18 protein-coding genes and 3 tRNA genes are annotated in these 22479 nt (G+C 41.5%); 12 read left to right on the forward strand and 9 right to left on the reverse strand.

Annotated features, from left to right (window positions below; all coding sequences use genetic code 11):
• The 11 genes from ubiB (at position 1) to phaG (ending at position 13473) form a co-directional block, all read left to right on the forward strand.
• Positions 1–1620, forward strand: coding sequence for an ABC1 kinase family protein (gene ubiB, locus SOI76_RS16775; RefSeq protein ID WP_104080640.1), 1620 nt, complete (start codon positions 1–3; stop codon positions 1618–1620).
• Positions 1621–1743: 123 nt separating this feature from the next.
• Positions 1744–3057: an FAD-dependent oxidoreductase gene (locus tag SOI76_RS16780; protein ID WP_104080641.1), complete on the forward strand. Its 1314-nt coding sequence runs from the start codon at positions 1744–1746 to the stop codon at positions 3055–3057.
• A gap of 154 nt (positions 3058–3211) precedes the next feature.
• The gene (hisIE, locus tag SOI76_RS16785; protein ID WP_104080642.1) at positions 3212–3985 is read left to right on the forward strand and encodes a bifunctional phosphoribosyl-AMP cyclohydrolase/phosphoribosyl-ATP diphosphatase HisIE; all 774 of its coding nucleotides are present in this window, start codon (positions 3212–3214) and stop codon (positions 3983–3985) included.
• A gap of 9 nt (positions 3986–3994) precedes the next feature.
• The gene (locus tag SOI76_RS16790; RefSeq protein WP_016144176.1) at positions 3995–5497 is read left to right on the forward strand and encodes a UvrD-helicase domain-containing protein; all 1503 of its coding nucleotides are present in this window, start codon (positions 3995–3997) and stop codon (positions 5495–5497) included.
• Positions 5498–5520: 23 nt separating this feature from the next.
• Entirely contained in the window at positions 5521–6912 is a 1392-nt protein-coding gene (locus SOI76_RS16795) for an AAA family ATPase (protein WP_104080643.1), read from the forward strand.
• A gap of 316 nt (positions 6913–7228) precedes the next feature.
• A complete protein-coding gene (gene phaAB, locus SOI76_RS16800) occupies positions 7229–10078 on the forward strand; it encodes a monovalent cation/H+ antiporter subunit A (RefSeq protein ID WP_104080644.1) in 2850 nt (949 codons plus the stop codon).
• On the forward strand, positions 10075–10443 hold the full coding sequence (gene phaC, locus SOI76_RS16805) for a Na+/H+ antiporter subunit C (protein WP_002115033.1): 369 nt from the start codon (positions 10075–10077) through the stop codon (positions 10441–10443). The genes phaAB and phaC overlap by 4 nt, the downstream gene beginning before the upstream one ends.
• Positions 10443–12254: a monovalent cation/H+ antiporter subunit D gene (gene phaD / locus SOI76_RS16810; protein WP_104080645.1), complete on the forward strand. Its 1812-nt coding sequence runs from the start codon at positions 10443–10445 to the stop codon at positions 12252–12254. The genes phaC and phaD overlap by 1 nt, the downstream gene beginning before the upstream one ends.
• A gap of 2 nt (positions 12255–12256) precedes the next feature.
• Positions 12257–12784, forward strand: coding sequence for a Na+/H+ antiporter subunit E (gene phaE, locus SOI76_RS16815; protein WP_104080646.1), 528 nt, complete (start codon positions 12257–12259; stop codon positions 12782–12784).
• Positions 12781–13056 carry a monovalent cation/H+ antiporter subunit F gene (locus SOI76_RS16820; RefSeq protein WP_033849611.1) on the forward strand — a complete coding sequence of 92 codons (276 nt, stop codon included), beginning with the start codon at positions 12781–12783 and terminating at the stop codon, positions 13054–13056. The genes phaE and SOI76_RS16820 overlap by 4 nt, the downstream gene beginning before the upstream one ends.
• Positions 13057–13068: 12 nt before the next feature.
• Positions 13069–13473 (forward strand): Na+/H+ antiporter subunit G, encoded by a 405-nt coding sequence (gene phaG, locus SOI76_RS16825; protein ID WP_005065884.1) that lies wholly within the window; start codon positions 13069–13071, stop codon positions 13471–13473.
• A 57-nt stretch (positions 13474–13530) separates the two neighbouring features.
• Here phaG and rbfA read toward each other — a convergent pair whose 3' ends face one another.
• The 9 genes from rbfA to tpiA form a co-directional block, all read right to left on the reverse strand.
• Positions 13531–13932 (reverse strand): ribosome-binding factor A, encoded by a 402-nt coding sequence (gene rbfA / locus SOI76_RS16830; RefSeq protein ID WP_002114836.1) that lies wholly within the window; start codon positions 13930–13932, stop codon positions 13531–13533.
• Positions 13932–16631, reverse strand: a complete 2700-nt coding sequence (gene infB, locus SOI76_RS16835; RefSeq protein ID WP_002114697.1) for a translation initiation factor IF-2 — start codon at positions 16629–16631, stop codon at positions 13932–13934. The genes rbfA and infB overlap by 1 nt, the downstream gene beginning before the upstream one ends.
• Before the next feature lie 10 nt (positions 16632–16641).
• Complete coding sequence (gene nusA, locus SOI76_RS16840) at positions 16642–18126, reverse strand: transcription termination factor NusA (RefSeq protein WP_002115134.1); 1485 nt, start codon at positions 18124–18126, stop codon at positions 16642–16644.
• Between the two features lie 36 nt (positions 18127–18162).
• The gene (rimP, locus tag SOI76_RS16845; protein ID WP_016142372.1) at positions 18163–18687 is read right to left on the reverse strand and encodes a ribosome maturation factor RimP; all 525 of its coding nucleotides are present in this window, start codon (positions 18685–18687) and stop codon (positions 18163–18165) included.
• 215 nt (positions 18688–18902) lie between these two features.
• Positions 18903–18979: transfer RNA gene (locus SOI76_RS16850), tRNA-Met, on the reverse strand.
• Between the two features lie 89 nt (positions 18980–19068).
• Positions 19069–19145: transfer RNA gene (locus tag SOI76_RS16855), tRNA-Met, on the reverse strand.
• A gap of 38 nt (positions 19146–19183) precedes the next feature.
• Positions 19184–19268: transfer RNA gene (locus tag SOI76_RS16860), tRNA-Leu, on the reverse strand.
• 56 nt (positions 19269–19324) lie between these two features.
• Complete coding sequence (gene secG, locus SOI76_RS16865) at positions 19325–19654, reverse strand: preprotein translocase subunit SecG (protein WP_016142373.1); 330 nt, start codon at positions 19652–19654, stop codon at positions 19325–19327.
• A gap of 12 nt (positions 19655–19666) precedes the next feature.
• Positions 19667–20461, reverse strand: coding sequence for a triose-phosphate isomerase (tpiA, locus tag SOI76_RS16870; RefSeq protein WP_104080647.1), 795 nt, complete (start codon positions 20459–20461; stop codon positions 19667–19669).
• Between the two features lie 291 nt (positions 20462–20752).
• Here tpiA and pilB point away from each other — a divergent pair, with 291 nt between their 5' ends.
• Positions 20753–22465 carry a type IV-A pilus assembly ATPase PilB gene (gene pilB / locus SOI76_RS16875; RefSeq protein ID WP_104080648.1) on the forward strand — a complete coding sequence of 571 codons (1713 nt, stop codon included), beginning with the start codon at positions 20753–20755 and terminating at the stop codon, positions 22463–22465.
• Positions 22466–22479: the final 14 nt, after the last annotated feature.

The following is a 22479-nucleotide window of genomic DNA, read 5'->3' on the forward strand; positions in this document are numbered from 1 at the left end:
ATGATTCCGCACGTTTCACGTTTACTCGAACTTTGGCGTATTGCAGCGCACTATAGACTCGATACGTTGTTCCCTGCGGATGAACTACCAGTTAAAGCTCAACGTGCATTAAGTGTTATTAAAATGCACCCAGCTGCATGGTCAAGTCGCGAACGTAGAAATCCTTTAAAGCTCAAAGAAGCTTTAGAAGAGATGGGGCCGCTTGCAATCAAGCTTGGACAATTACTGTCAACTCGACGTGATTTGATTCCACCTGAAATACTCGCTCAATTGGTCTTACTTCAAGATCAGGTAAAACCTTTTGATAGCAATGTTGCCAAACAACGTATTCAAGAATCGTTAAAAGCTGACGTTAATACATTGTTTGCACGATTTGATGACCAGCCATTAGCTGCTGCATCAATTGCCCAAGTACATACTGCTGCTTTGCATGATGGTCGCGAAGTTGTGGTTAAAGTGACTCGTCCTGACATTCGCAATCAAATTTTACAAGACTTTGAGATTTTGGCATGGTTAGGCAATACCTTAGAAAGCCGCCTTGAAGCTGCTCGTGCATTGCATCTCACCGAAATTATTCAAGACTACCGCCAGATCATTTTAAATGAACTGGACTTGAGTATTGAGGCAGATAACACACGTCGTATGCGCCATTACTTTACTGGCTCAACCATGATGTATGTACCAGAAGTCTACATGGACACCAAAGATGTCATGGTGGCTGAGCGCATTACTGGTGTGCCTATTTCAGATACAGCTACCTTTGACCGTTTAGGCATGGATCGCGCACAACTTGCAGAAAAAGGATTAACTATTTTCTTTACGCAAGTCTTCCGCGATAACTTTTTCCATGCCGACATGCATCCCGGTAATGTCTTTGTAGAAACCATTAATCCAAGCAATCCACGCTTTATTGCGCTGGACTGTGCGATTATGGGCGAGCTATCTAAACACGACCAGATGACGGTTGCCCGCATGTTGCTTGCTGTCATGAACAGCAACTTTATGCAGCTTATTCAAATTGTGCATCAAGCTGGCTGGATTCCACCGGGTACAGATCAAGACGCGTTAGCACGTGAAATGCGCCGCACTGTTGGGCCAATGGTGTCTAAACCAATGGATCAACTTGATTTTGCGGGTATCTTAATTCAAGTCATGGACATTGCTCGTCGCTTCCATTTAGAAATCCCACCACAGCTCATGCTGCTACTCAAAACTTTAGTGCATGTAGAAGGCTTAGGGACTGACCTTTATCCGCAGCTCGACATCTGGAAATTGGCAAAACCAATTTTGACGGAATGGGTCAAATCCAACATGAACCCAGTCAAAAATGTAAAAGAGCTCGGCCAGCAATTACCTGATCTGCTTTTAGGTGCTCAAGATTTCCCAAGCTTAATTATTGACAGCCTAAATGGTTTAAAAAATCAGTCAGCTTGGCAAGACCGTCAGTTACGTGAAATTCAGCAACTTCGTTTGCAAATGGAACACCAACAACGCCGCAGTTGGATGTTCGGTAGTAGCATGCTGATTTTACTGACTATTGCGATTATTAGTCCTTGGTTTGTCTCGATTATTCTGATTGTGCTGAGTAGTTTATTAGCACTTTGGCGCATATTGAAATAAGTTCAAAATCCCTTGCCAGTGCAAGGGATTTTTTATGGAAAAACTTTAGTTTTAAAAAAATTTATAGCTCAACTATTCATTCATTGCTAAATTGAACCCATAAATGCTTCAAAAGAATAAACAATGAAAACACCTCATTTTGCCATTATTGGTGCAGGCACGGCAGGTTTAGCCACTGCGATTTTGCTCGCCCGTGAAGGCAACCACGTTACTATTTTTGAACAAGTTGATGAGTTATCTCCAGTAGGTGCAGGTTTACTGCTACAACCTGCGGGCTTAGCCGTATTTGAGCACTTAGGTGTGCTCGACAAAGCCCTAACCTTAGGTGCGAAAGTCACAGGCTTAGAAGGACAACTTCCAGACAAGCGTCTTTTAGTGAACAGTCACTATCACGAAGCATCAGCAAATCTTTATGGTTTAGGTATACACCGTGCCACTTTATGTCATGTGCTCACTCAAAAGCTTAGTGAATATTCAAGCCAAATTACTTGGCGTATGAACCACTCTGTTGAAAGCTTTGAGGAACATAACAATGAGGTTCGGCTATTCGGCATTCATCAAAACCAAAAGTTTGATGCTTGCTTTGATGGCCTACTTATTGCCAACGGTGCGCGTAGTCAATTAAGACCTAAAGCATGGGTAAAGGTTGACCAAGCTTACCCTTGGGGTGCGGCGTGGAGTATCGTGCCTGAATGCCAAGTACTCGACTCTGAAATTCTGCATCAATTTTATGATCGCTCGAAAATTATGATGGGAATTCTTCCTACAGGAGCGATTCCAACTGAACCTCAACAGCGCTTTTCAAGTGTTTTTTGGAGCTTACCTACGCCACAATTACAAAGCTTTTTACAAGATGAGCAGGCTAAACAAACTTGGTTAAAGCAAGTTTCAGAACGCTGGCCCAAAGTTGCAGAATGGCTGAAAGAGATTTTATATGACAATAAAACCCAGCCTAAATGGTTATCTGCAAATTACCGTGATGTAGTCATGAGTCAATTTGGTCAAGGTCGAATTGGGGTAATTGGAGATGCAGCTCATGCAATGAGTCCACAGTTAGGACAAGGGGCTAATATGGCATTATTGGATGCTTGGGCTTTTTCTCAATCATTGCAACAAGCTCAAAAGAACCAAAATATTGATTGGTCCCTACTCTGGCAGCATTATCACCAGCTTCGCCGTTCATCTACCCAGTTTTATCAATTTCTCAGTCGCTTACTAACACCACTTTATCAATCTGACCATTGGTGGGCTGGAGGTTTAAGAGATTTAGTTTTCCCTTGGATGTATCAAATCCCTTATTTTCGAAAAGAAATGGCGATCACAATTTCAGGCTTAAAAACAGGGCCATTCCAACAACTTGATTATGATCGAGTAGCTCAATGGTCTAAAGAAAACAGTGCTTTTAATTTAAAAAGTGAATCTCTGTCGGACTTTTAAAAGCAATCGTATTCAAGCTACTCATTAGGCTAACAAAGACAAAAAGGACAAAGAATTTTTCCTAAAACTGACGTTGATGCCGTACACTATACAAGCTATTTTTTAGCATCTGATTGAAATCAATTTATAGTTCCTATTTCTTTGGTGATTCCTCATGAATAACACGCAATGGCTCGATGAAGTAAAATTTAACGAACAAGGTCTTATCCCTGCCATTGCTCAACATCATCAAACCGGACGTATTTTGATGGTGGCGTGGATGAACCGTGAATCACTTGCGCTCACAGCAGAAAAAAATCAGGCTGTTTATTTCTCTCGCTCTCGCCAAAAACTCTGGCACAAGGGTGAAGAATCAGGTCACTTTCAAACCGTCCATGAAATTCGTTTAGACTGTGATGGCGACGTGATTGTATTACAGGTTGAGCAACATGGCGGTATCGCGTGCCATACAGGTCGTGAGTCTTGTTTCTATCGCAAACTTACCCCACAGGGCTGGGAAATTGTCGATGCACAATTAAAAGATCCTAATGCAATTTATGGTGACAAAGCCAAAACTGAAAGCCACGACCATACTCACACTACTGAACAAGTTGATGTACTTGCTCACTTAGGGCAATTGATGCAAGAGCGTAAGCAAGCAGAAGCTGATACTTCATATGTGGCAAGCCTCTACAAAAAAGGCATCAATAAAATCTTAGAAAAAGTCGGTGAAGAAAGCGTAGAAACGATTATCGCTGCCAAAGACTACGCTGCTCAAAATACAGAAAGCAATTTAAATGACTTGATTTATGAAACTGCCGATTTGTGGTTCCATAGCATTGTCATGTTGGGTTATTTCGATCTTAATCCACAACTTATTATTGACGAATTAGCTCGTCGTCAGGGTTTATCTGGTTTAGTTGAAAAAGCTAACCGCAACAAGGTTTAAAATCACTCAGTGTCGAATATCGAAAAACCTAAAGCCACCTATGAGCAAGCTATTGCCATAGATAACGCACGTCTTGGGCAATCATTTAAAGTGATTGCCTATGCGGGTACAGGTAAAACTACTACGTTACAAATGATTAGTGATGCCATGCCTGAACGGCGCGGTATGTATCTAGCATTCAACAAAGCCATTGCTGGTGAAGCGCAAAACAAATTTCATCGTAATGTGGACTGCCGTACTTTTCACTCACTCGCTTTTCGCAGTGTGCCACGAGGTGTGACCGATAAATTACGCTTGCCTCGCTTAAGTCCAAGCTTTATTGCCAAAGAATATCGACTAGAACCGATTACCTTACGGCGCATGATGGGTGGACGTTATGAAAAATACGTCTTGATGCCAAGTCGCCTAGCGAGCCTTGTCGCCAATGCAGTGAGCTATTTCTGTTCGACCAGTTCTCAATATCCAGCGCCTCGACATATTCAGGCGCCAAACTGGTTACATCCAGACGATATTACTGCACTTCAAACCCATCTTTACCCTGCTGTTGAACGCCGCTGGTTAGAGTCCATCGACCCAAATCATCAGGCAGGAATTGGTCACGATATTTACCTCAAACTTTGGGCATTATCTGAACCTAACATTCCAGCCGATTATGTGCTATTCGATGAAGCACAAGATGCTGACCCTTTAATGTTGGGTATTTTACTTCGTCAGAAAAATACGCAGGTCATCTATGTAGGTGATGCACATCAGCAAATCTATGCGTGGCGTGGTGCGATTAATGCAATGCAACAATTGCCGCTGCCAGAGTCTCGCCTCACCACTTCTTTTCGTTTTGGTGAAACGATTGCCGACGTTGCCAATGCATTGCTGGGCGGCTTAAATGAAACTGTTCCCCTGCTTGGTAATCCAAACCAGAAATCAAGTGTTGTAAATAAACCACACACCAAAATGCGTGATGCGATTTTATGTCGCACCAATGCTCGGGCAATGGAGCTTTTATTAGCAGGTTTAGTTCACGGCGATAAAGTGAGTTTGCAAGCTGATCATCAAAAACTAAACCGTTTTGTAGACGCTGCCAGCCTCTTAAAGCAAGGAAAACGGGTCACGGATGTTCCTGAATTAGCATGGTTTAATTCGTGGCATGATGTCCATGAATACTGTGAAACCAATGAAGGTAGTGACATTAAGCCATTAGTAAAACTGGTCGATGACCATGGCACAGACCCACTAAAAAAAGCGCTTGCAAAGATTACGCCACTTGAGCAAGCTGACTATGTCATCTCTACAGCTCATAAAGCGAAAGGCTTAGAATGGAACCGCGTTCATATTGAAGATGACTATCAATTTAAAATTAATGGGTTAGAACACAAGATTACTGATGAAGAATTAAGACTACTGTACGTTGCCTGTACTCGTGCTAAAGTAAGTCTAAATATCCATCATCTTTATGATCTGATACAACAATTAAAACTAAGGGCGCCTTTAAGTCTTCGTCAGTCGGTTGGTTGAAGCGCTCATACTTAGGTGAGCCTATGAAACTTGAATCTGTCCAATTTAAACATATTGCTCTGTTTCACGATCTTAAAATACACTTTCATTATGACAAACAGCCGATCACCTTAATTTTAGGTGAACAAGCCACTGGTAAAAGTATGTTGCTCAAACATACTTACCATGCTTTAACTTGGTTGCCCGCTCGTCTTAAAGATTTACGCAGTCCGGGAATTGTCACTCCCGATCAAGACATTACCCAGTCGCGCCTCCAATCAAAAATCGAAGTGACCATTCAAGTTCCTTCAGAAATTGGTCATCTGCCAGAAAGTACCTCTGCTCAGCAAGTAGATTCTTCGCTGTGTAGCTGGAAACTTTTTAAAACCTTAAATGCAAGTGGTATTGGAATGAGCCAAGTTGAAACTCAGCAACTCGATCAAACCATGGCGCTTTATCAACAAGTTACAAAAAAAGATCCATTACAAGGACTTCCCTTAATCGCTTACTATCCAGCCGAGCGATTTGTAAATGAAGTCAATCTTTTGAATAAAAATTTACCTGGTATTACCCAAGCTATTTCAGCCTATGACATTAGCCCGCTACCGTTCACAACGTTTGCGCGCTTTTTTGAATGGTTACGAGAAATTAGCGATATCGAAAATGCGCAAGCCGCTCACCTCGTACAACGGATTAGGTCTAAGCAATCAGATCAGCAAGATCACACAGAATTATTAAATGAGCTTCAAAAAGAATTATCTGGGCAACCTAAACAGCTTACTTCACCCAATCTCTACGCCCTCAAGAACGCATTAAATATAATTTTACCTGAGCTTAAAGACCTCTATTTACAATATCAGCCTCGGTTGCAACTTATGGTTGATTATGAAGGTCAAACCTTACCTTTTCAGCAGCTTTCAAATACAACCAAAACTTGGATTGCTTTAGTAGGCGATATAGCCCGCAGACTCTGTTTACTCAATCCATTAAGTTTAAACCCTTGCTTTGAAGGAGACGGCGTTTTACTCATTGACCAGATTGATGCACAGCTCGACTCAACACATTGCTCCGAGATCTTAAATCGGCTTCATCAAGCATTCCCACGCCTACAAATTATTGCAACAGGAAGCCGTGAAGAGTTACTTGAACATGCTTCAACCTATCAATGTCTAAAATTAGAGCACGGTAAAATTAGCCATCTTGATTTAAACACCACTAAACAACAGCTTGAACATATCTACACTCTACTTCAAAGAAGCGAGCCATTAACACCACATATAGATGCACAGTCTCTAAGCTTAATAGATCCGACGCCAGCACCAGCACAGATTGAAATTTTATTTCAGCAGATTCAGGGTTTAAATGAACAACAAAAAAATGAATTATTAAAGATGATCCATGCGGGAGATACCCCAGAAGAAAGCTCTTCGGTTTGAATTTTATAATCCCTAGACTGTCTTTTTATAATCAAAAAACTGCTCTCACAAAATATATGGTGGAGTAAGGTTTTTTAGACACGAAAATAACTAGATGTTGTTACTACATGTAATAACATCAGATTTTCAATGCTTTTTTAGTGTACAATAAATTTCATTTTGCGTTTTTATTCTTCAAGTTGCGCAATACAACTTGTTTCTCGCTTTATTTTCTAATTTGGTTGGGTTTTCGGAATAATAAGCTTTGGAACTCTCTTTGAATTCCTATCTATTCTGAAATTAAAATTTCACCTTTAGGTTTCGACCTAAATCACATATGGATACGAGTGTGCTACCGATAATTATCTTATTACCGTTAATATTAGGCACCACCCTTGTTTCATTGCTTCAACGGTTCTCGCGTGGAGTAACGGCTTTAGGGGCAATTGGAGTCAGTTTAACCAGTTTCGGATTATTACTGACTCAAGCTAAAACTGTGCTTGGTGGTGCAAGCATTCAACAAAGCTGGGATTGGTTACCTCAATTAGGGATCAATCTGAGCTTCAGACTCGATGCTCTTGGTTTATTATTTTCTCTTCTTATTACCGGTATCGGTACACTCATTTATATATACGCCTATTATTATTTAGGCCCTAAAAACTCTTTAAGTAAACTTTATACATTACTCATGCTGTTTATGGCAGCAATGCTGGGAATTTCGCTCTCTAATAATCTTATTATTTTATTAGTCTTTTGGGAACTTACCAGTATTTCATCTTTCTTGTTAGTGGGTTATTGGAGTCATTATGAGGCTGCTCAACGTGGCTCTCGCATGGCACTCACGATTACAGGGATGGGTGGTTTAGCAATGCTAGGTGGATTTGTTCTATTAGGGCAAATCACCGGAACCTATGAAATTAGTGAAATCATGGGCATGAAAGATGCGATCCAATCCCACACTCTTTTTCTTCCAATGTTATTGCTAATTTTACTTGGTGCATTTACGAAAAGTGCTCAGTTTCCATTCCATTTTTGGTTACCTAACGCAATGGCTGCACCGACGCCGGTGTCTGCTTACCTACACTCTGCGACCATGGTAAAAGCCGGGATTTTTCTACTTGCCCGCTTACTTCCAATTTTTATAGGCGCTGCGCTTTATCATAATATCGTTACATTTGTCGGCCTATTTACACTCTGTATGGCAGCATGTTTTGCCATTTTCAAAGAAGATTTAAAAGGACTGTTAGCCTATTCAACCATTAGTCATTTAGGGCTTATTGTTTGTTTACTCGGGATCGGTTCTCCTTTAGCAGTTGCTGCTGCTATTTTCCATATTATTAACCATGCAACATTTAAAGCAGCGCTGTTTATGCTTGCAGGGATTATTGATCATGAAACTGGCACACGTGATCTTCGAAAACTTAGTGGTATTTGGCAATTACTTCCTTTCACTGCCACACTCACCATGATCACCGCTGCCTCTATGGCAGGTGTACCACTCACCAATGGCTTTATTTCAAAAGAGATGTTCTTTACCGAGCTATTGGCAAATCTTTCAGGTTCAACAGTTATCTTTGCCAGCATTATTGCAACTCTGGCGGGTATCTTCGCAGTAAGTTATTCAATTCGCTTAGTGCATGGTGTGTTCTTTGACGGTCCAATTGGTAAACAAGTTCCAAATAAAGACGCACATGAACCACCAATTGGTATGCGTGCTCCTGCTATTCTTCTTGCTGTGCTCTGTATTTTGGTCGGTGTTCTACCTTCTTTATTAGTAGAACCACTGGTCAATAGCGTAACGAGAGCAAGCTTAATGCAACCAGAATTTGCAGGTACACACCTTGCAATTTGGCACGGATTTAACACTCCTCTGGTGATGAGTATTATTGCTTTGGTTGGCGGTACGCTCTTCTATTTTGCTTTAGCAAAAGACGGCATGATTCGTAAAATTGACCTTGACCCACGTCTAGGCAGATTACAAGGTCGCATCTTATTTGATTTATTTTTAAAACATCTGCTGCTTACAAGCCGAAAAATCAAACAAAAAACTGAAAATGGTTCATTACAAAGTTATTTGTTCTGGATCATTGCTTTTAGCATCATCATGGTCACCATGCCTTTACTCAATCAAGGGTTGAGCACTGGTACACGTGAACTCACCCATGCCCCATGGATTGCTGTAGTTCTTTGGCTGACGTTGTTCTCAGGTTGCTGGATGATGCTCTGGTTCCACCATGAGCGTATTAAGGCAGTACTTATTAGTGGTGCTATTGGTCTAGTGGTAACGATGGTTTTCGTCACCATGTCAGCACCAGATTTAGCGCTGACTCAAATTACAGTAGATGTAGTAACCACTGTTCTCTTACTAATGAGCTTATCATTACTTCCACAGCTCACACCGTATGAATCTCGTCGCTCTAGACGTTTGAGAGATGCTGCCTTAGCAATTATTGGAGGTTTAGGAATTGGCTGGATTACTTGGCTCATTTTAACCCGTGATCATAATTCAATTTCTTGGTTCTTTGCCCAACAGTCTTTACCACTTGGCGGTGGCTCAAATATTGTAAATGTCATTTTAGTTGACTTCCGTGGTTTTGATACCTTTGGAGAAATTACAGTATTAGGAATCGCTGCGATTGGCGCACTATGTTTAATGGATGGTATGCGTGTACACGGTACAACCATGACCCCAGGTCTTACCTACCGTTTTAATCCATCTCCGCTTATGTTCCGTATTACGGCCTCTTGGGTATTACCTCTGGCGCTTGTCGTCAGTGTTTATATCTTTTTGCGAGGACATAACTATCCAGGCGGTGGCTTCATTGCCGGTCTAATCACCTCAATGGCGCTAATCATTCAATATATTGCACTAGGTCAAGATCAAGCAGAACAGCTGTTAAAAGCGAAGTCTGGCCGCCTTTACGAAGTCTGGATTGGCACAGGATTAACGATTGCAGGCCTGACTGGTATAGCAGCATGGTTCTGGTTACGTCCGTTCCTCACGAGTGCTCATGTCTATGTTGAATTACCAATTCTAGGAAAACTACATCTAGCTTCAGCTGCAAGTTTTGACTTGGGTGTTTATATCACCGTTGTAGGCGCGACAATGTTGCTCATCTCTGTATTAGGCGACTCTCGTCATTCGAGTATGTCCGGTCCTGTACCACATCGGGAGGAATCATCATGATCAGTTTAGAATTCTTACTGGCTTCTGCTATTGGTTTACTTGTTGCCACAGGTATTTATCTGATTTTACGTGCTCGTACTTTCCCTGTTGTGCTCGGATTGGCTGTAATCGGTTATGCAGTAAACCTATTTTTATTTGCTATGGGTCGATTACAAATCAGCTCACCGGCAATTTTAACTGAAACGACAAAAATAACCGATCCACTCCCTCAAGCGTTGGTGTTAACCGCCATCGTGATCGGTTTTGCAACTACAGCGTTTATTGTACAACTTGCGCTACGTAGCCGTTATGAATCAGGTAGTGATCATGTTGATGCTAAAGAAGATGCTTCCCCAACATACGACCCACGTGAGGATGAGCCGTGATGTTTGATTTTTTATCTTTTTGGCAACAACACACGCCTATTTTTAGCATTCTCATCCCAGCATTTACTGCTTTTATTTTATTACTGTTAGGCAACCCTGGGGCAGGTGCTTTAAAAGATGACTGGCGCCAACCTTGGCGTCGTGGCATTAGCCTTATCTCAGCAATTGCCGGATTAATTACCGCTATTGTTTATCTTAGTTACGCCAGCACGGGGCAAATTACTGTTTACCAATTAAGCGAATGGTCAGCGCCATTTGGTATTGTGCTTGTACTCGATCGTCTTTCTGCTTTTATGCTGGCACTGACTTATGCATTAGCAGTACCAGTTTTATGGTATGCAAGTGATAACTGGGATACGCGTGGTCGCTATTTCCATGCCATGGTACATTTTCTATTAATGGGGATCTGTGGGGCATTTCTAACAGGCGACTTATTTAACCTTTTCGTCTTTTTTGAAATTCTGCTAATGGCTTCGTATGTGTTGCTCTTACATGGACAAGGCAAACCTCGTTTTCAGCTTGGCGTTCACTATGTCATTATCAATCTTTTAGCCTCTGCCCTCTTCTTAATTGGACTTGGTATGATTTATGGCAGCGTGGGTAGCCTCAATATGGCGGATGTCTCACGTCTTATACCGACACTTGAAGCAGATCAACACAAATTAGCAGTCGCGGGTTCCTTACTGCTCTTTGTTGTTTTCGGTATTAAAGCAGCAATGCTTCCTGTCGGTTTTTGGCTACCAAAAACCTATGCCGTTGCAAGTACGCCTGTAGCTGCAATTTTCACCATCATGACTAAAGTCGGGATCTATTCTATTTTACGTGTAAATGGAACAGTATTTGACGATGCGCTTAGTCAAGAAATCTTAAAAAGCTGGTTATTGCCTATTGGCTTAATTACTTCACTCTATGGTGTGATTGCCGCAATTGGGGCAGATCGTTTACGACGCTTTGTCGGCTTTATGGTCCTTTCTTCAATTGGTACCTTGCTCACAGCAATCGCCATGTCTAATACACAGGCATGGTCTGGGGCTTTATATTACTTAGTACATAGTACATTGATCGGAGCAGCTTTTTATCTATTCTGTGGATGGATCACTTCACAACGTGGAGATTTTAAAGATCATTTAAAAGTTGCCCCAAGAATCAAACAAGAAAAAGCGGCTATGCTGACTTATTTCTTGATTGCGATGATGTTGGCTGGATTACCACCTTTTAGTGGTTTTCTTGGAAAAGTATTCATTTTACAAGCGACAGTTGAAGCTAGCTATCAAGGCTGGATTATTGCTGTTGTGCTTGTTGTAAGCCTATTAAGTATTATTGCTCTTACACGTGTTGGTTTTATCTTATTCTGGCGCGCCTCTCCTCCAGAGGAAGACCCAATCCACCCTGCTTATATTCTTTATCGTGCTTTACCGGAACGCGCACCACCACGTAACGATCAAGTCATCTATCTATTACTGGCTGGTTTAATCGCTTATGTTGTCTTTGCTGCACCCATTCAGCATTACACATTAAGCACCGCAGAACAGATCCAAGACCATGCACTTTACCAACACTCTATTCTTAAAGTGGATAAAAACGGCGAAGTGATCAGTGTGCAGCCATATGACCCAGCTTACTTACCAGAAACTAAGTACGGCGGTGAAGTTGAAGATCATAATGCTTATCTTGTTCCAAATATTATTTCGAAAGATACGTTCAATGGCGAACATATTTCTGAATATAAACAACGGCAAATTCAGCAACAGGACAAACTCCAAACACCTACCATTGTTGATGAAAGTCAATTGAAACCTATGGAGCCATAACAATGCAGTTATCTCATTTGCTTGAACGCTGGTTTCCACATCCATTTGTTTCGGTTCTCATCATTTTATTTTGGTTGATGCTGGCGCATAGTCTTGATGCGAGTGATCTTTTGACTGCAATGCTTTTGGGCTTAATCATCCCTCGTTTAGTCAAACCGTTTATTACCCGCACACCGCATATTCACTGGAAACCTGCGGTTAAACTATGTTTTGTGGTTCTTTGGGATATTATTATTTCTAACTTTAAGGTCGCAAAACTTGTTTTGGGACCTACTAAAAAATTACACCCTAAATGGTATCGTGTACCTTTAGAGACAGAACATGAGCAGGTCAACACCTTACTGGCAATGATCATTACCACAACACCAGGTACGGTTTCTGCGGGCATTGATCAGGAACGTGGGGATATTCTGGTTCATGCGTTGAGCACGGATGATACCGAATCTGATATTCAAGACATCAAACAACGTTATGAAATTCCTCTTATGGAAATTTTTGATGTGAAAAGTAAAACGGAGGCAAGTGCATGACAATCCTACCCTATGCTTTAGGTATTAGCTTGATTGCCATTACAATCTCGATGCTACTTTGCCTTTTTAGACTGGTTATGGGGCCTTCAATTGTAGACCGCCTTTTAGCGCTCGATACACTTTTCCTCAATGCAACTTGCCTCATTGTTGTGTTAGGCATTTATTGGATAACGACTTCTCTATTCGAAGGAGCACTGCTGGTTGCAATGCTAGGTTTCGTATCTACAGCCGCCTTAGCACGTTACTTCACAACTGGTCATGTTATCGATTAAGGAGAGGTCAAAATGCAATTTACAATGGAAATTATTGTTTCGGTCTTTCTGGTTTTTGGTGCTTTCTTCATGTTAGTTGGCTCAATCGGTATGGTCCGTTTACCCGACTTATTCATGCGCTTACATGCGCCAACTAAGTCGAGTACGCTCGGCTTAGGAAGCTTCCTGATTGCTTCCATGATCTTTTTTGCTTTCCAAGGTCGTTTCGGTTTTGCCGAGCTACTCATTACCCTTTTAGCTTTCATTACCGCACCAGTTTCGGCTAATTTGATTGCTCAAGCTGCGCTACATTTACGTTTACGCTCACTGAGTGGTGAAGTACCTGAAGCCATTGAACGTCCTCTACCTTGGGACCGTTACAAAATTGGTCAACGCTTTTCACAAAACAAACCGCCAATGGAACCTCCTAAAGAATAAAAAATTAAGCCAATAAAAAAGCCACCCGAAGGTGGCTTTTTTATTTTTGAGTTTTAATTACTCTTGGTCATCTGACTTACGTTCTGGTAAATCTTGTACCGCTTTTTCGATTAGACCAAACATATAGTTACCATATGCATTCGTCTTATCGTAATGGAAACGTAAGCGAGGCGTAATACGAGTCTTAATGCGACGGCTCAATTCATGACGCAAGAAACCAGAAGCTTTATTTAATACATCTAAAGTTTCTTTATTTGCTGCTTCACTTTGCTCATCGCCTAGTTCACGTCCCATAACGGTGACATAAACTTCAGCATAACCCATATCTGCACTGACTTTCACCGCAGAGATGGTCACTAGACCACCTAAGCGAGGATCTTTAAGCTCTTGACGGATTAGCTCAGACAACTCACGTTGTACTGAATCCGCCATGCGCTTTAAGCGTTGGCTACCCGCCATTAAAGACTCCGTTTAATCAATTGAACATCATACACTTCGATCTTATCTTGTGGTTTGATATCTTTATAACCTTTCACCGCAAGGCCACATTCCATACCGGCACGAACTTCATCAACAACGTCTTTATAACGACGAAGAGATTCAAGCTCACCTTGGAAAATTACAACATCATCACGTAATACGCGAATCGGTTTATTACGATGTAATGTGCCTTCAAGTACCATACAGCCTGCTGCTGCACCAAACTTACTTGAGTGGAATACTTCACGTACTTCCGCAACACCCAAGATTGTTTCACGATGTTCAGGAGCAAGTTTACCGCTCATGGCATCTTTCACATCATCAATTAATTCATAAATGATGCTGTAGTAACGAATATCGATACCGTCTTGATCACTTCGCTGACGAGCAGTCGTATCGGCACGAACGTTAAAGCCTAACAATACCGCTTCTGAAGATTCAGCAAGAATCACATCAGACTCAGTAATCGCACCAACACCTGAGCTAATTACACGAACTTTTACTTCGTCAGTAGATAATTCATGTAGAGCAGCATTCAATGCTTCTAAAGTACCACGTACGTCTGTTTTCAAAACAACGTTCACTGTAGGAACATCTTTTTTGCCCATTGATGACATGATATTTTCAAGGCGCATAGCACTTTGACGATCAATACGTTTTTGACGCTCACGGTCAGCACGAGCATCGGCAACTTCACGCGCTTTCTTCTCGTCATTTACAACAAGAACTTCATCACCTGCCATTGGAGCATCTGGAAGACCCAGAATTTCTACTGGAATAGATGGTCCTGCTGATTTAATCGGCTTACCGTTTTCATCAGACATTGCACGGACACGACCATAAGATGAACCTGCAAGAACAAGGTCACCAATGTTTAATGTACCGTTTTGAACAAGAATCGAAGTTACTGCACCACGGCCTTTATCTACACGTGCTTCAATAACAACACCTTGCGCAGCACCTTCAGCAGATGCTTTTAATTCCATCAATTCTGATTGAATAAGAATTAAATCAAGGAGTTCATCAATACCTTGTCCGCTGTGTGCAGAAACTTTAGCAATCGGAACATCACCACCCCATTCTTCTGGAACGATTTGTTTCGTTGTTAATTCATTTAACACACGGTCTGGATCAGCAGATTCTTTATCCATTTTGTTGATTGCAACAATAATTGGAGTACCTGCTGCACGAGCATGGTCAATTGCTTCTGCAGTTTGTGGCATTACACCGTCATCTGCAGCAACAACTAATACAACGATATCTGTTGCTTTAGCACCACGTGCACGCATTGAAGTAAATGCCGCATGTCCCGGTGTATCAAGGAATGTAATAATTCCTTTGTCTGTTTCAACGTGATATGCACCAATATGCTGGGTAATACCACCTGCTTCACCAGCCGCCACTTTCGAACGACGGATACGGTCAAGTAATGATGTTTTACCATGGTCAACGTGACCCATAATGGTAACAACTGGCGGACGAGTTGTTTGCTCACCACGAGCTTCTTCAGCTGCTTCAAGCAAGTTATCTTCCGCTTGTGTATCAGAAACTAAAACAGGGTTGTGGCCCATTTCTTCTACAACAAGTGCCGCTGTGTCTTGATCAATAGCTTGATCTTGATTAACCAATTCACCCATTTTCATAAGTGTCTTGATAACTTCACGTACTTTAATCGCCATTTTTTGAGCAAGATCGGCAACAACAATGCTTGAGCCGATTTCTACATCATAAACTTGCTTTTTAACTGGCTTTTCAAATCCATGCTTATTCGCTTGGCTTGATTTTAAACCACGTTTGTTATGGTTAACAAAGCTTTGCTCTTCTTGACCACGACGACCACCTTTCTTCCCAGCACGTGGGTTAGTGGTTGCGCCACCGCGTTTAATTTCACGGTCTTCTTGCTTAAATGAATCTTCATAAGCTTGGCCAACCAGACCTGAAGCAAGTGGAGAATCATCAATCACACGAATTGTCGTAGTAGCATCGTCATTTGAATACTTAGATGCCATTTTGCGCATTTGTTCAAGTGTACGTTGCTGAGCTTCTTCAGCCGCTTTACGACGTGCAGCTTCTTCAGTTGCTTTTAACTGAGCTGACTGCTCTTCACGAGCTCTTTTCTGTTCTGGAGTTTCAGCAGGTTTTGGTGCAGGTTTTACTGTGCCACCACCACGCTTTTTCACTACAACAGCAGCTTTTGGAGCTGTCTGTGCAGCACTATCTTGTTGATGAGCAGCACGCATCGCATCTAAAGTTGCTTTTGCTTTTTGCTCTGTTTGAAGACGCGCTTTTTGCTCGGCAGTTTCACGCGTTTGCTGTTCTACACGTGCTTTCGCTTCTGCTTCTGCACGTGCTTTAGCTTCTGCTGCAATTTGTTCAGGGTTTGGTTTAGCAAAAACCTGTTTTTTACGTACTTCTACGTTAATTGTTTTTGCTTTACCTGAAGTACTTGCAACTTTAGCGGTACTGGTTGTTTTACGTTTCAACGCAATTTTTCCTGTGTTACCACTTTCCTGACCATGAACTTTTTTCAAATGATTGACCAAAGTATCCTGTTGTTCAGTGGTAATAATGTCGTCTGCTGTACGTTGAGGCAAACCTGCTTCACGAGCCTGTTCTAGGAGCTTCTCAACAGGACGTCCTACACTGAGAGCTAACTCTTTAATCGACTTGTCCGTCATATTTCATCTCCTAGTTAAACCATGATTCGCGAGCTTTCATGATCAATTGACCTGCTTTTTCATGACCAAGACCTTCAATATCAGAGATATCGTCAGTAGCCTGATCTGCCAAATCGTCGACAGTAATAATACCGCGAGCGGCAAGCGAGTAAGCGATCTCAGAAGTCATGCCTTCCATAGTGAGAAGGTCTGCGCTCGGTTCTTGAATATTTTCTTGCTGTTTCAAAGCATCAGTAAGGGCTGCTTCTTTTGCACGACTTTGCAATAACTCAACCAATTCAGCATCAAGCTCAATTTCGTCAAAAGTCTCAGCAGGAACATAAGCAATCTCTTCTAAAGAAGTGAAGCCCATTTCCACCAATGCCATTGCTAAATCTTCTTCAATATCGAGACGTGATACAAACATATCAAGATATTGCTGAGCTTCATTTTGCTGACGAGCACGATACTCTTCTTCAAGCATCATGTCGAGTTTGTAGCCAGTTAAATCAGAAGCTAAACGAACGTTTTGACCTTGAGAGCCAATCGCGCGAGCTAATTGATCGCTGGTTGCAAAAATAATGTCGGCACTTCTTGCATCTTCATCAAGCACGATGCCTGAAACATCAGCTGGTTCTAATGCGCTAGCAATGTATTGAGCCGGATCATCAGACCAGACCACTACATCAATACGTTCACCATTTAACTCTTGTTGTACAGCTTGAATACGCGTACCACGCATACCAATACATGCACCTACAGGGTCAATACGGTGATCATTTGTTTTCACTGCAATTTTAGCACGAACGCCCGGTTGACGTGCCGCTGCTTTAATTTCAATGATTTCTTCAGAAATTTCAGGAATTTCTTTTTTCATTAAAGCGATTAACATTTCAGGCTTAGCGCGTGATAACAACAACTGAGCGCCACGACCTTCACGGTTAACATTATATAAAATAGCGTTTACACGTTGTTTTGGACGAAGAATTTCTTTTGGAATCATCTCTTCGCGTGCAAGATAAGCTTCTGCGTTGTCGCCTAAGTCGATAATGAAGCCATCTTTGGTTTGTTTTTTCACTTCGCCGTAAATTAACTCACCAACTTTAGACTCGTATGCATCAGCAACTAAAGCACGCTCAGCTTCACGAATTTTTTGTACGATAACTTGCTTGGCAATTTGTGCAGCGATACGACCAAACTCAATAGATTCTACTTCGAGTTCACGTACGTCACCAATTGACCATTTAGCTGGATCAACGTCAGAAATTGCATCTTGGCAAGCTGGCATTTCATGATCTTCATCTGCAACCACAGTCCATTGACGGAACGTACGGTAATCACCAGTTTTACGATCAATTTCTACACGAAGCTGAGCTTCTTCAGCATGCGTACCTTCGTAAAATCTTTTCTTCGTTGCAGCAACTAGAGCTTGTTCTAAAGCCTCGAAGATCGCTTCACGACTAACACCTTTTTCATTACTAACCGTTTCAACAACGGTAAGAATTTCGCGGCCCATAAGTCACCTACCGATTTCTTATAAAATTTAATAAATTTAATCTTGATAGATCAAGTTTGCTTTATCGATATTGTTGCTGTCGATTACAAGCACATGCTTCCCATCAACTTCAACCTGAATTTCTTCATTTTCAAGGTCTACTGCGATAAGCTTTGCTTGAAATTTACGACGGTTTTCTACTGCTGCAATTAGACGCAAAGCAATTTGTTGTCCGATGTAGCCTTGTAACTGTTCTAGTTGGAAAAATGGACGATCCCAGCCTGGTGAAGAAACTTCTAATGAATACTCACCTGAAATTGGATCATGAACATCCAACATTGCGCCAACTTGTTGTGTTACACGCACACAATCTTGTACACCAATACCACGGCCTTGTTCTACTTCACCATCTTCATTAAGTACTGGCTCAGCATCTTCACTTACCGCTTTATCGATATAAATACGCAATAATGAACGTTTACCTTGTGGGAGAAACTCGATCCCCCAAAGGTCGACACCACATGCTTCCACTGCAGGAACAATTAAGTCATGCAATGCTTGGGATTTATTTGATAATTTCATTTACTCTCGTCATTCTCGTGCGATTCAATCGGTTGTTTTAACCGACACAGACCTACTATAGTGAAGCATGACTATTTGACCAATTGATGTCGACACTACACGATAGCGATACGATAACCAATAAAAAAGGGCGTTAATCGCCCCTATTTAGCACAGAAAACAATAGTCCACTGTGCAAAAAGGCCCACCTGTCTGTGAGCCTCTTTTAAGAAACTTGGTAGCGGGAGCTGGATTTGAACCAACGACCTTCGGGTTATGAGCCCGACGAGCTACCAGACTGCTCCATCCCGCATCAACGTGCAAAAATTATATACAAATATCGAAAAAAGTCAATGTAAACTTATCCAATATTCGCTTGATTAAGTTGCACCTTAATCAAATTGGTAGCGGGAGCTGGATTTGAACCAACGACCTTCGGGTTATGAGCCCGACGAGCTACCAGACTGCTCCATCCCGCATCAATAAACTGCTTGCACTCAACTTTCTGGTTCAAAGTTGGTGCGGAAGGGGGGACTTGAACCCCCACGCCCGAAGGCACTACCACCTCAAGGTAGCGTGTCTACCAATTCCACCACCACCGCAGCTTGTGGGACGCATTCTAGTCCTTCCAACTGCAAAAGGAAAGCCTTATTTCGAATTATTGACTCGATTTTGGTGCATTTGGTGAAGTTTCAGGCGATGTCGTTTGAACAGGTGCTGTAGTTTGTACAGTTTTCAAGCTATATGCATCCGTAGTCTGTTTTTTTGCAAAAACAGCAAGAGTTAAACTCGTTACGAAAAACAAGGCTGTTAAAACTGCAGTAAGGCGAGTAAGGAAGTTACCTGAACCCGATGCACCGAATACAGTTGCTGCTCCGCCACCGCCGAAAGAAGCACCAGCATCAGCACCTTTACCGTGTTGCACTAGAATCAAGGCAATCATCAGTACCGCTAAAATAATATGTACGATCAGTACAAAAGAGTGCATACCCTATCCTCGTTATTTACTTTGTGCAAAGGCTTGTACAATTTGATAAAAAGATGCTGCATTTAGTGAAGCACCACCTACCAACGCACCATTAATATCTGGACATGCTGCCAATTCGACTGCATTTTCAGCTTTTACACTACCGCCATATAAAATCGCAATGTCTGAACCCGCTGAGGTAATCTGACTTAAACCTTCACGAATCTTAGCATGCATTGCCTGTGCATCTTGTGGAGAAGCAGTTTTACCTGTTCCAATTGCCCAGATTGGCTCATAGGCAATTACAATTTGCTTTTGCCACTGCTCAGCAGTAACTACAGGAGCAATATCACAAATTTGTTGCAATACAACTTGCTCTGCCAAACCTTGTTCACGTTGTTCGAGGCTTTCACCAACACAATAAATGGCAGTCAAGCCTGCATTTAAAGCATTTTGGAGTTTAGCTTTCAAAATTTCAACGTTGTCACCAAAAATATCACGGCGTTCAGAATGACCCACTAATACAAAGTTAATTTGGCTATCTTTTAATAATTCTGCACTGACTTCGCCAGTATAAGCGCCAGTACCTGCTACACGTGATACGTCTTGTGCAACTGTATATACTGTTCTTGCAGCATCCTGCAATTGTGTTTGTACCATTGCAAGTGCAATAGAAACCGGAGCAACCCCTACATGACAGCTTTCATCTGCAATTTGGTCTTGTTGCAATAGTTGTTTAAATTCTTCTATAAGTTGTTTGGCATTGGCACGCATTGGGTTCATTTTCCAGTTGCCAACTACCCAAGGCGTAATCGTCGAACCCGACATACGGCTCACCTTTCATCAAAAATGCAGCACATTCTACACGCATTTATACAAATTTCAGATACTTTTCTTTAACGGCTTTACCCATATCTTTTCTACTCATTGAAAACAGTTATAAAAGTTTATTGAATCTAAAGAATCATCTTTCAAAAATTAATGAATAAAAACTTCGACTAGTTCAAGCTTTGGCGAATGGATCAAGACCAGAGCATCATTTTCTCAGGTAGTAATTTTAGATAACAAAAGTATAATTTTTTATATACCAATTATAAACATATGAGCACAGGTAGGCAGATGTCAGTCATACATACATCTCCAAAATTTTCGGGGTTTTTTCGACGATTAGTCGAAGAAAAACATGTGTCGGCAGCGACCATGCAAACAGCATTAGATGCAGCAAAAAGAGCTAAACGGGATACGGTTGCGTACCTGATTGAAGAGGTTCATCTCTCCCCTTCTTTATTAGCTGAAACAATTTCTATTGAATTTGCTGAACCATATTTTGATCTGGATGTTTACGATACCAGCCAAATTCCCAAAGATTTGGTCGATCAGAAACTGATTTTAAAACATCGGGTCTTACCTCTTATACAAAGAGGGCAGATTTTATATGTCGCGACCAGCAATCCAAGTAATATTGAAGCGATCGATGCTATTCGCTTTAATAGCAAGCTAATGGTTGAGCCAGTTATTGTCGAGCACCATAAGCTTGAGAAAATTCTGACGCAGCAATTTACCGAAGAAAGCAGTTTCGAGTTTAGTGATGAAGAGTTTGATCTTGATGTAGACCTTGAAGCTCCACCCTCACAAGAGGATGAGGAAGAAACACCTCAAGGCGATGAAGCACCTATTGTTAAATATATTAATAAATTACTCATCGATGCGATTCGTATGGGAGCTTCAGACTTGCATTTTGAACCCTATGAAAAATCATATCGGGTCCGTTATCGAGTCGATGGTGTATTGCGTCAGATTGCAAATCCTCCTTTGCAATTGGCTAACCGTTTAGCTTCACGCTTAAAAGTCATGTCCCAAATGGATATTTCCGAAAAGCGAGTCCCTCAAGATGGTCGTATTAAGCTCAAGCTATCGAAATCTAAAGCAATTGATTTTCGTGTGAACTCTCTTCCGACCTTATTTGGTGAAAAACTGGTTCTGCGTATTCTCGATCCATCTAGCGCGATGCTCGGAATTGATGCTTTAGGATATGAAGAAGATCAGAAAGCTCTTTTTTTAGAAGCACTCGATAAACCACAAGGTATGCTTCTAATTACAGGCCCTACAGGTTCCGGTAAAACGGTATCTTTATATACGGGCTTAAATATTTTAAATACTGAAAGCTCTAATATTTCCACTGCCGAAGATCCAGTTGAAATTAACCTTGAAGGAATTAATCAGGTTAACGTCAACCCAAAAGTAGGTCTGACTTTTTCTGCTGCACTTAAATCATTTTTACGTCAAGATCCAGACATTATTATGGTCGGTGAGATTCGTGATTTAGAAACGGCTGAAATTGCGATTAAAGCTGCGCAAACCGGTCACATGGTCATGTCCACACTGCATACCAATAGTGCTCCAGAAACACTGACTCGCCTACGCAATATGGGAGTTCCATCCTTTAATATCGCAACATCAGTCAACTTGGTTATTGCACAGCGTTTAGCACGTCGGCTATGCCCGCAGTGTAAAATACCTACTGACATTCCTAAACAGAGCCTATTAGAAATGGGCTTTACCGAACAAGATCTGACTCATCCCGATTTTCAAGTTTTCCAGCCTGTCGGTTGTACTGAGTGTCGTGAAGGCTATAAAGGTCGAGTAGGTATTTACGAGGTAATGAAAGTTACACCTGAAATTTCCAAGATTATTATGGAAGATGGCAATGCTTTAGAAATCGCTGCTGCTTCTGAAAAACTGGGGTTTAATAATCTGCGTCGTTCAGGGTTAAAGAAAGTCATGCAAGGTGTTACTTCTTTACAGGAAGTCAATCGCGTGACTAGTGAATAAAAGACAATTTAAAA

It is taken from the genome of Acinetobacter pittii, assembly GCF_034064985.1.
Taxonomy (GTDB): Bacteria; Pseudomonadota; Gammaproteobacteria; order Pseudomonadales; family Moraxellaceae; genus Acinetobacter; species Acinetobacter pittii_H.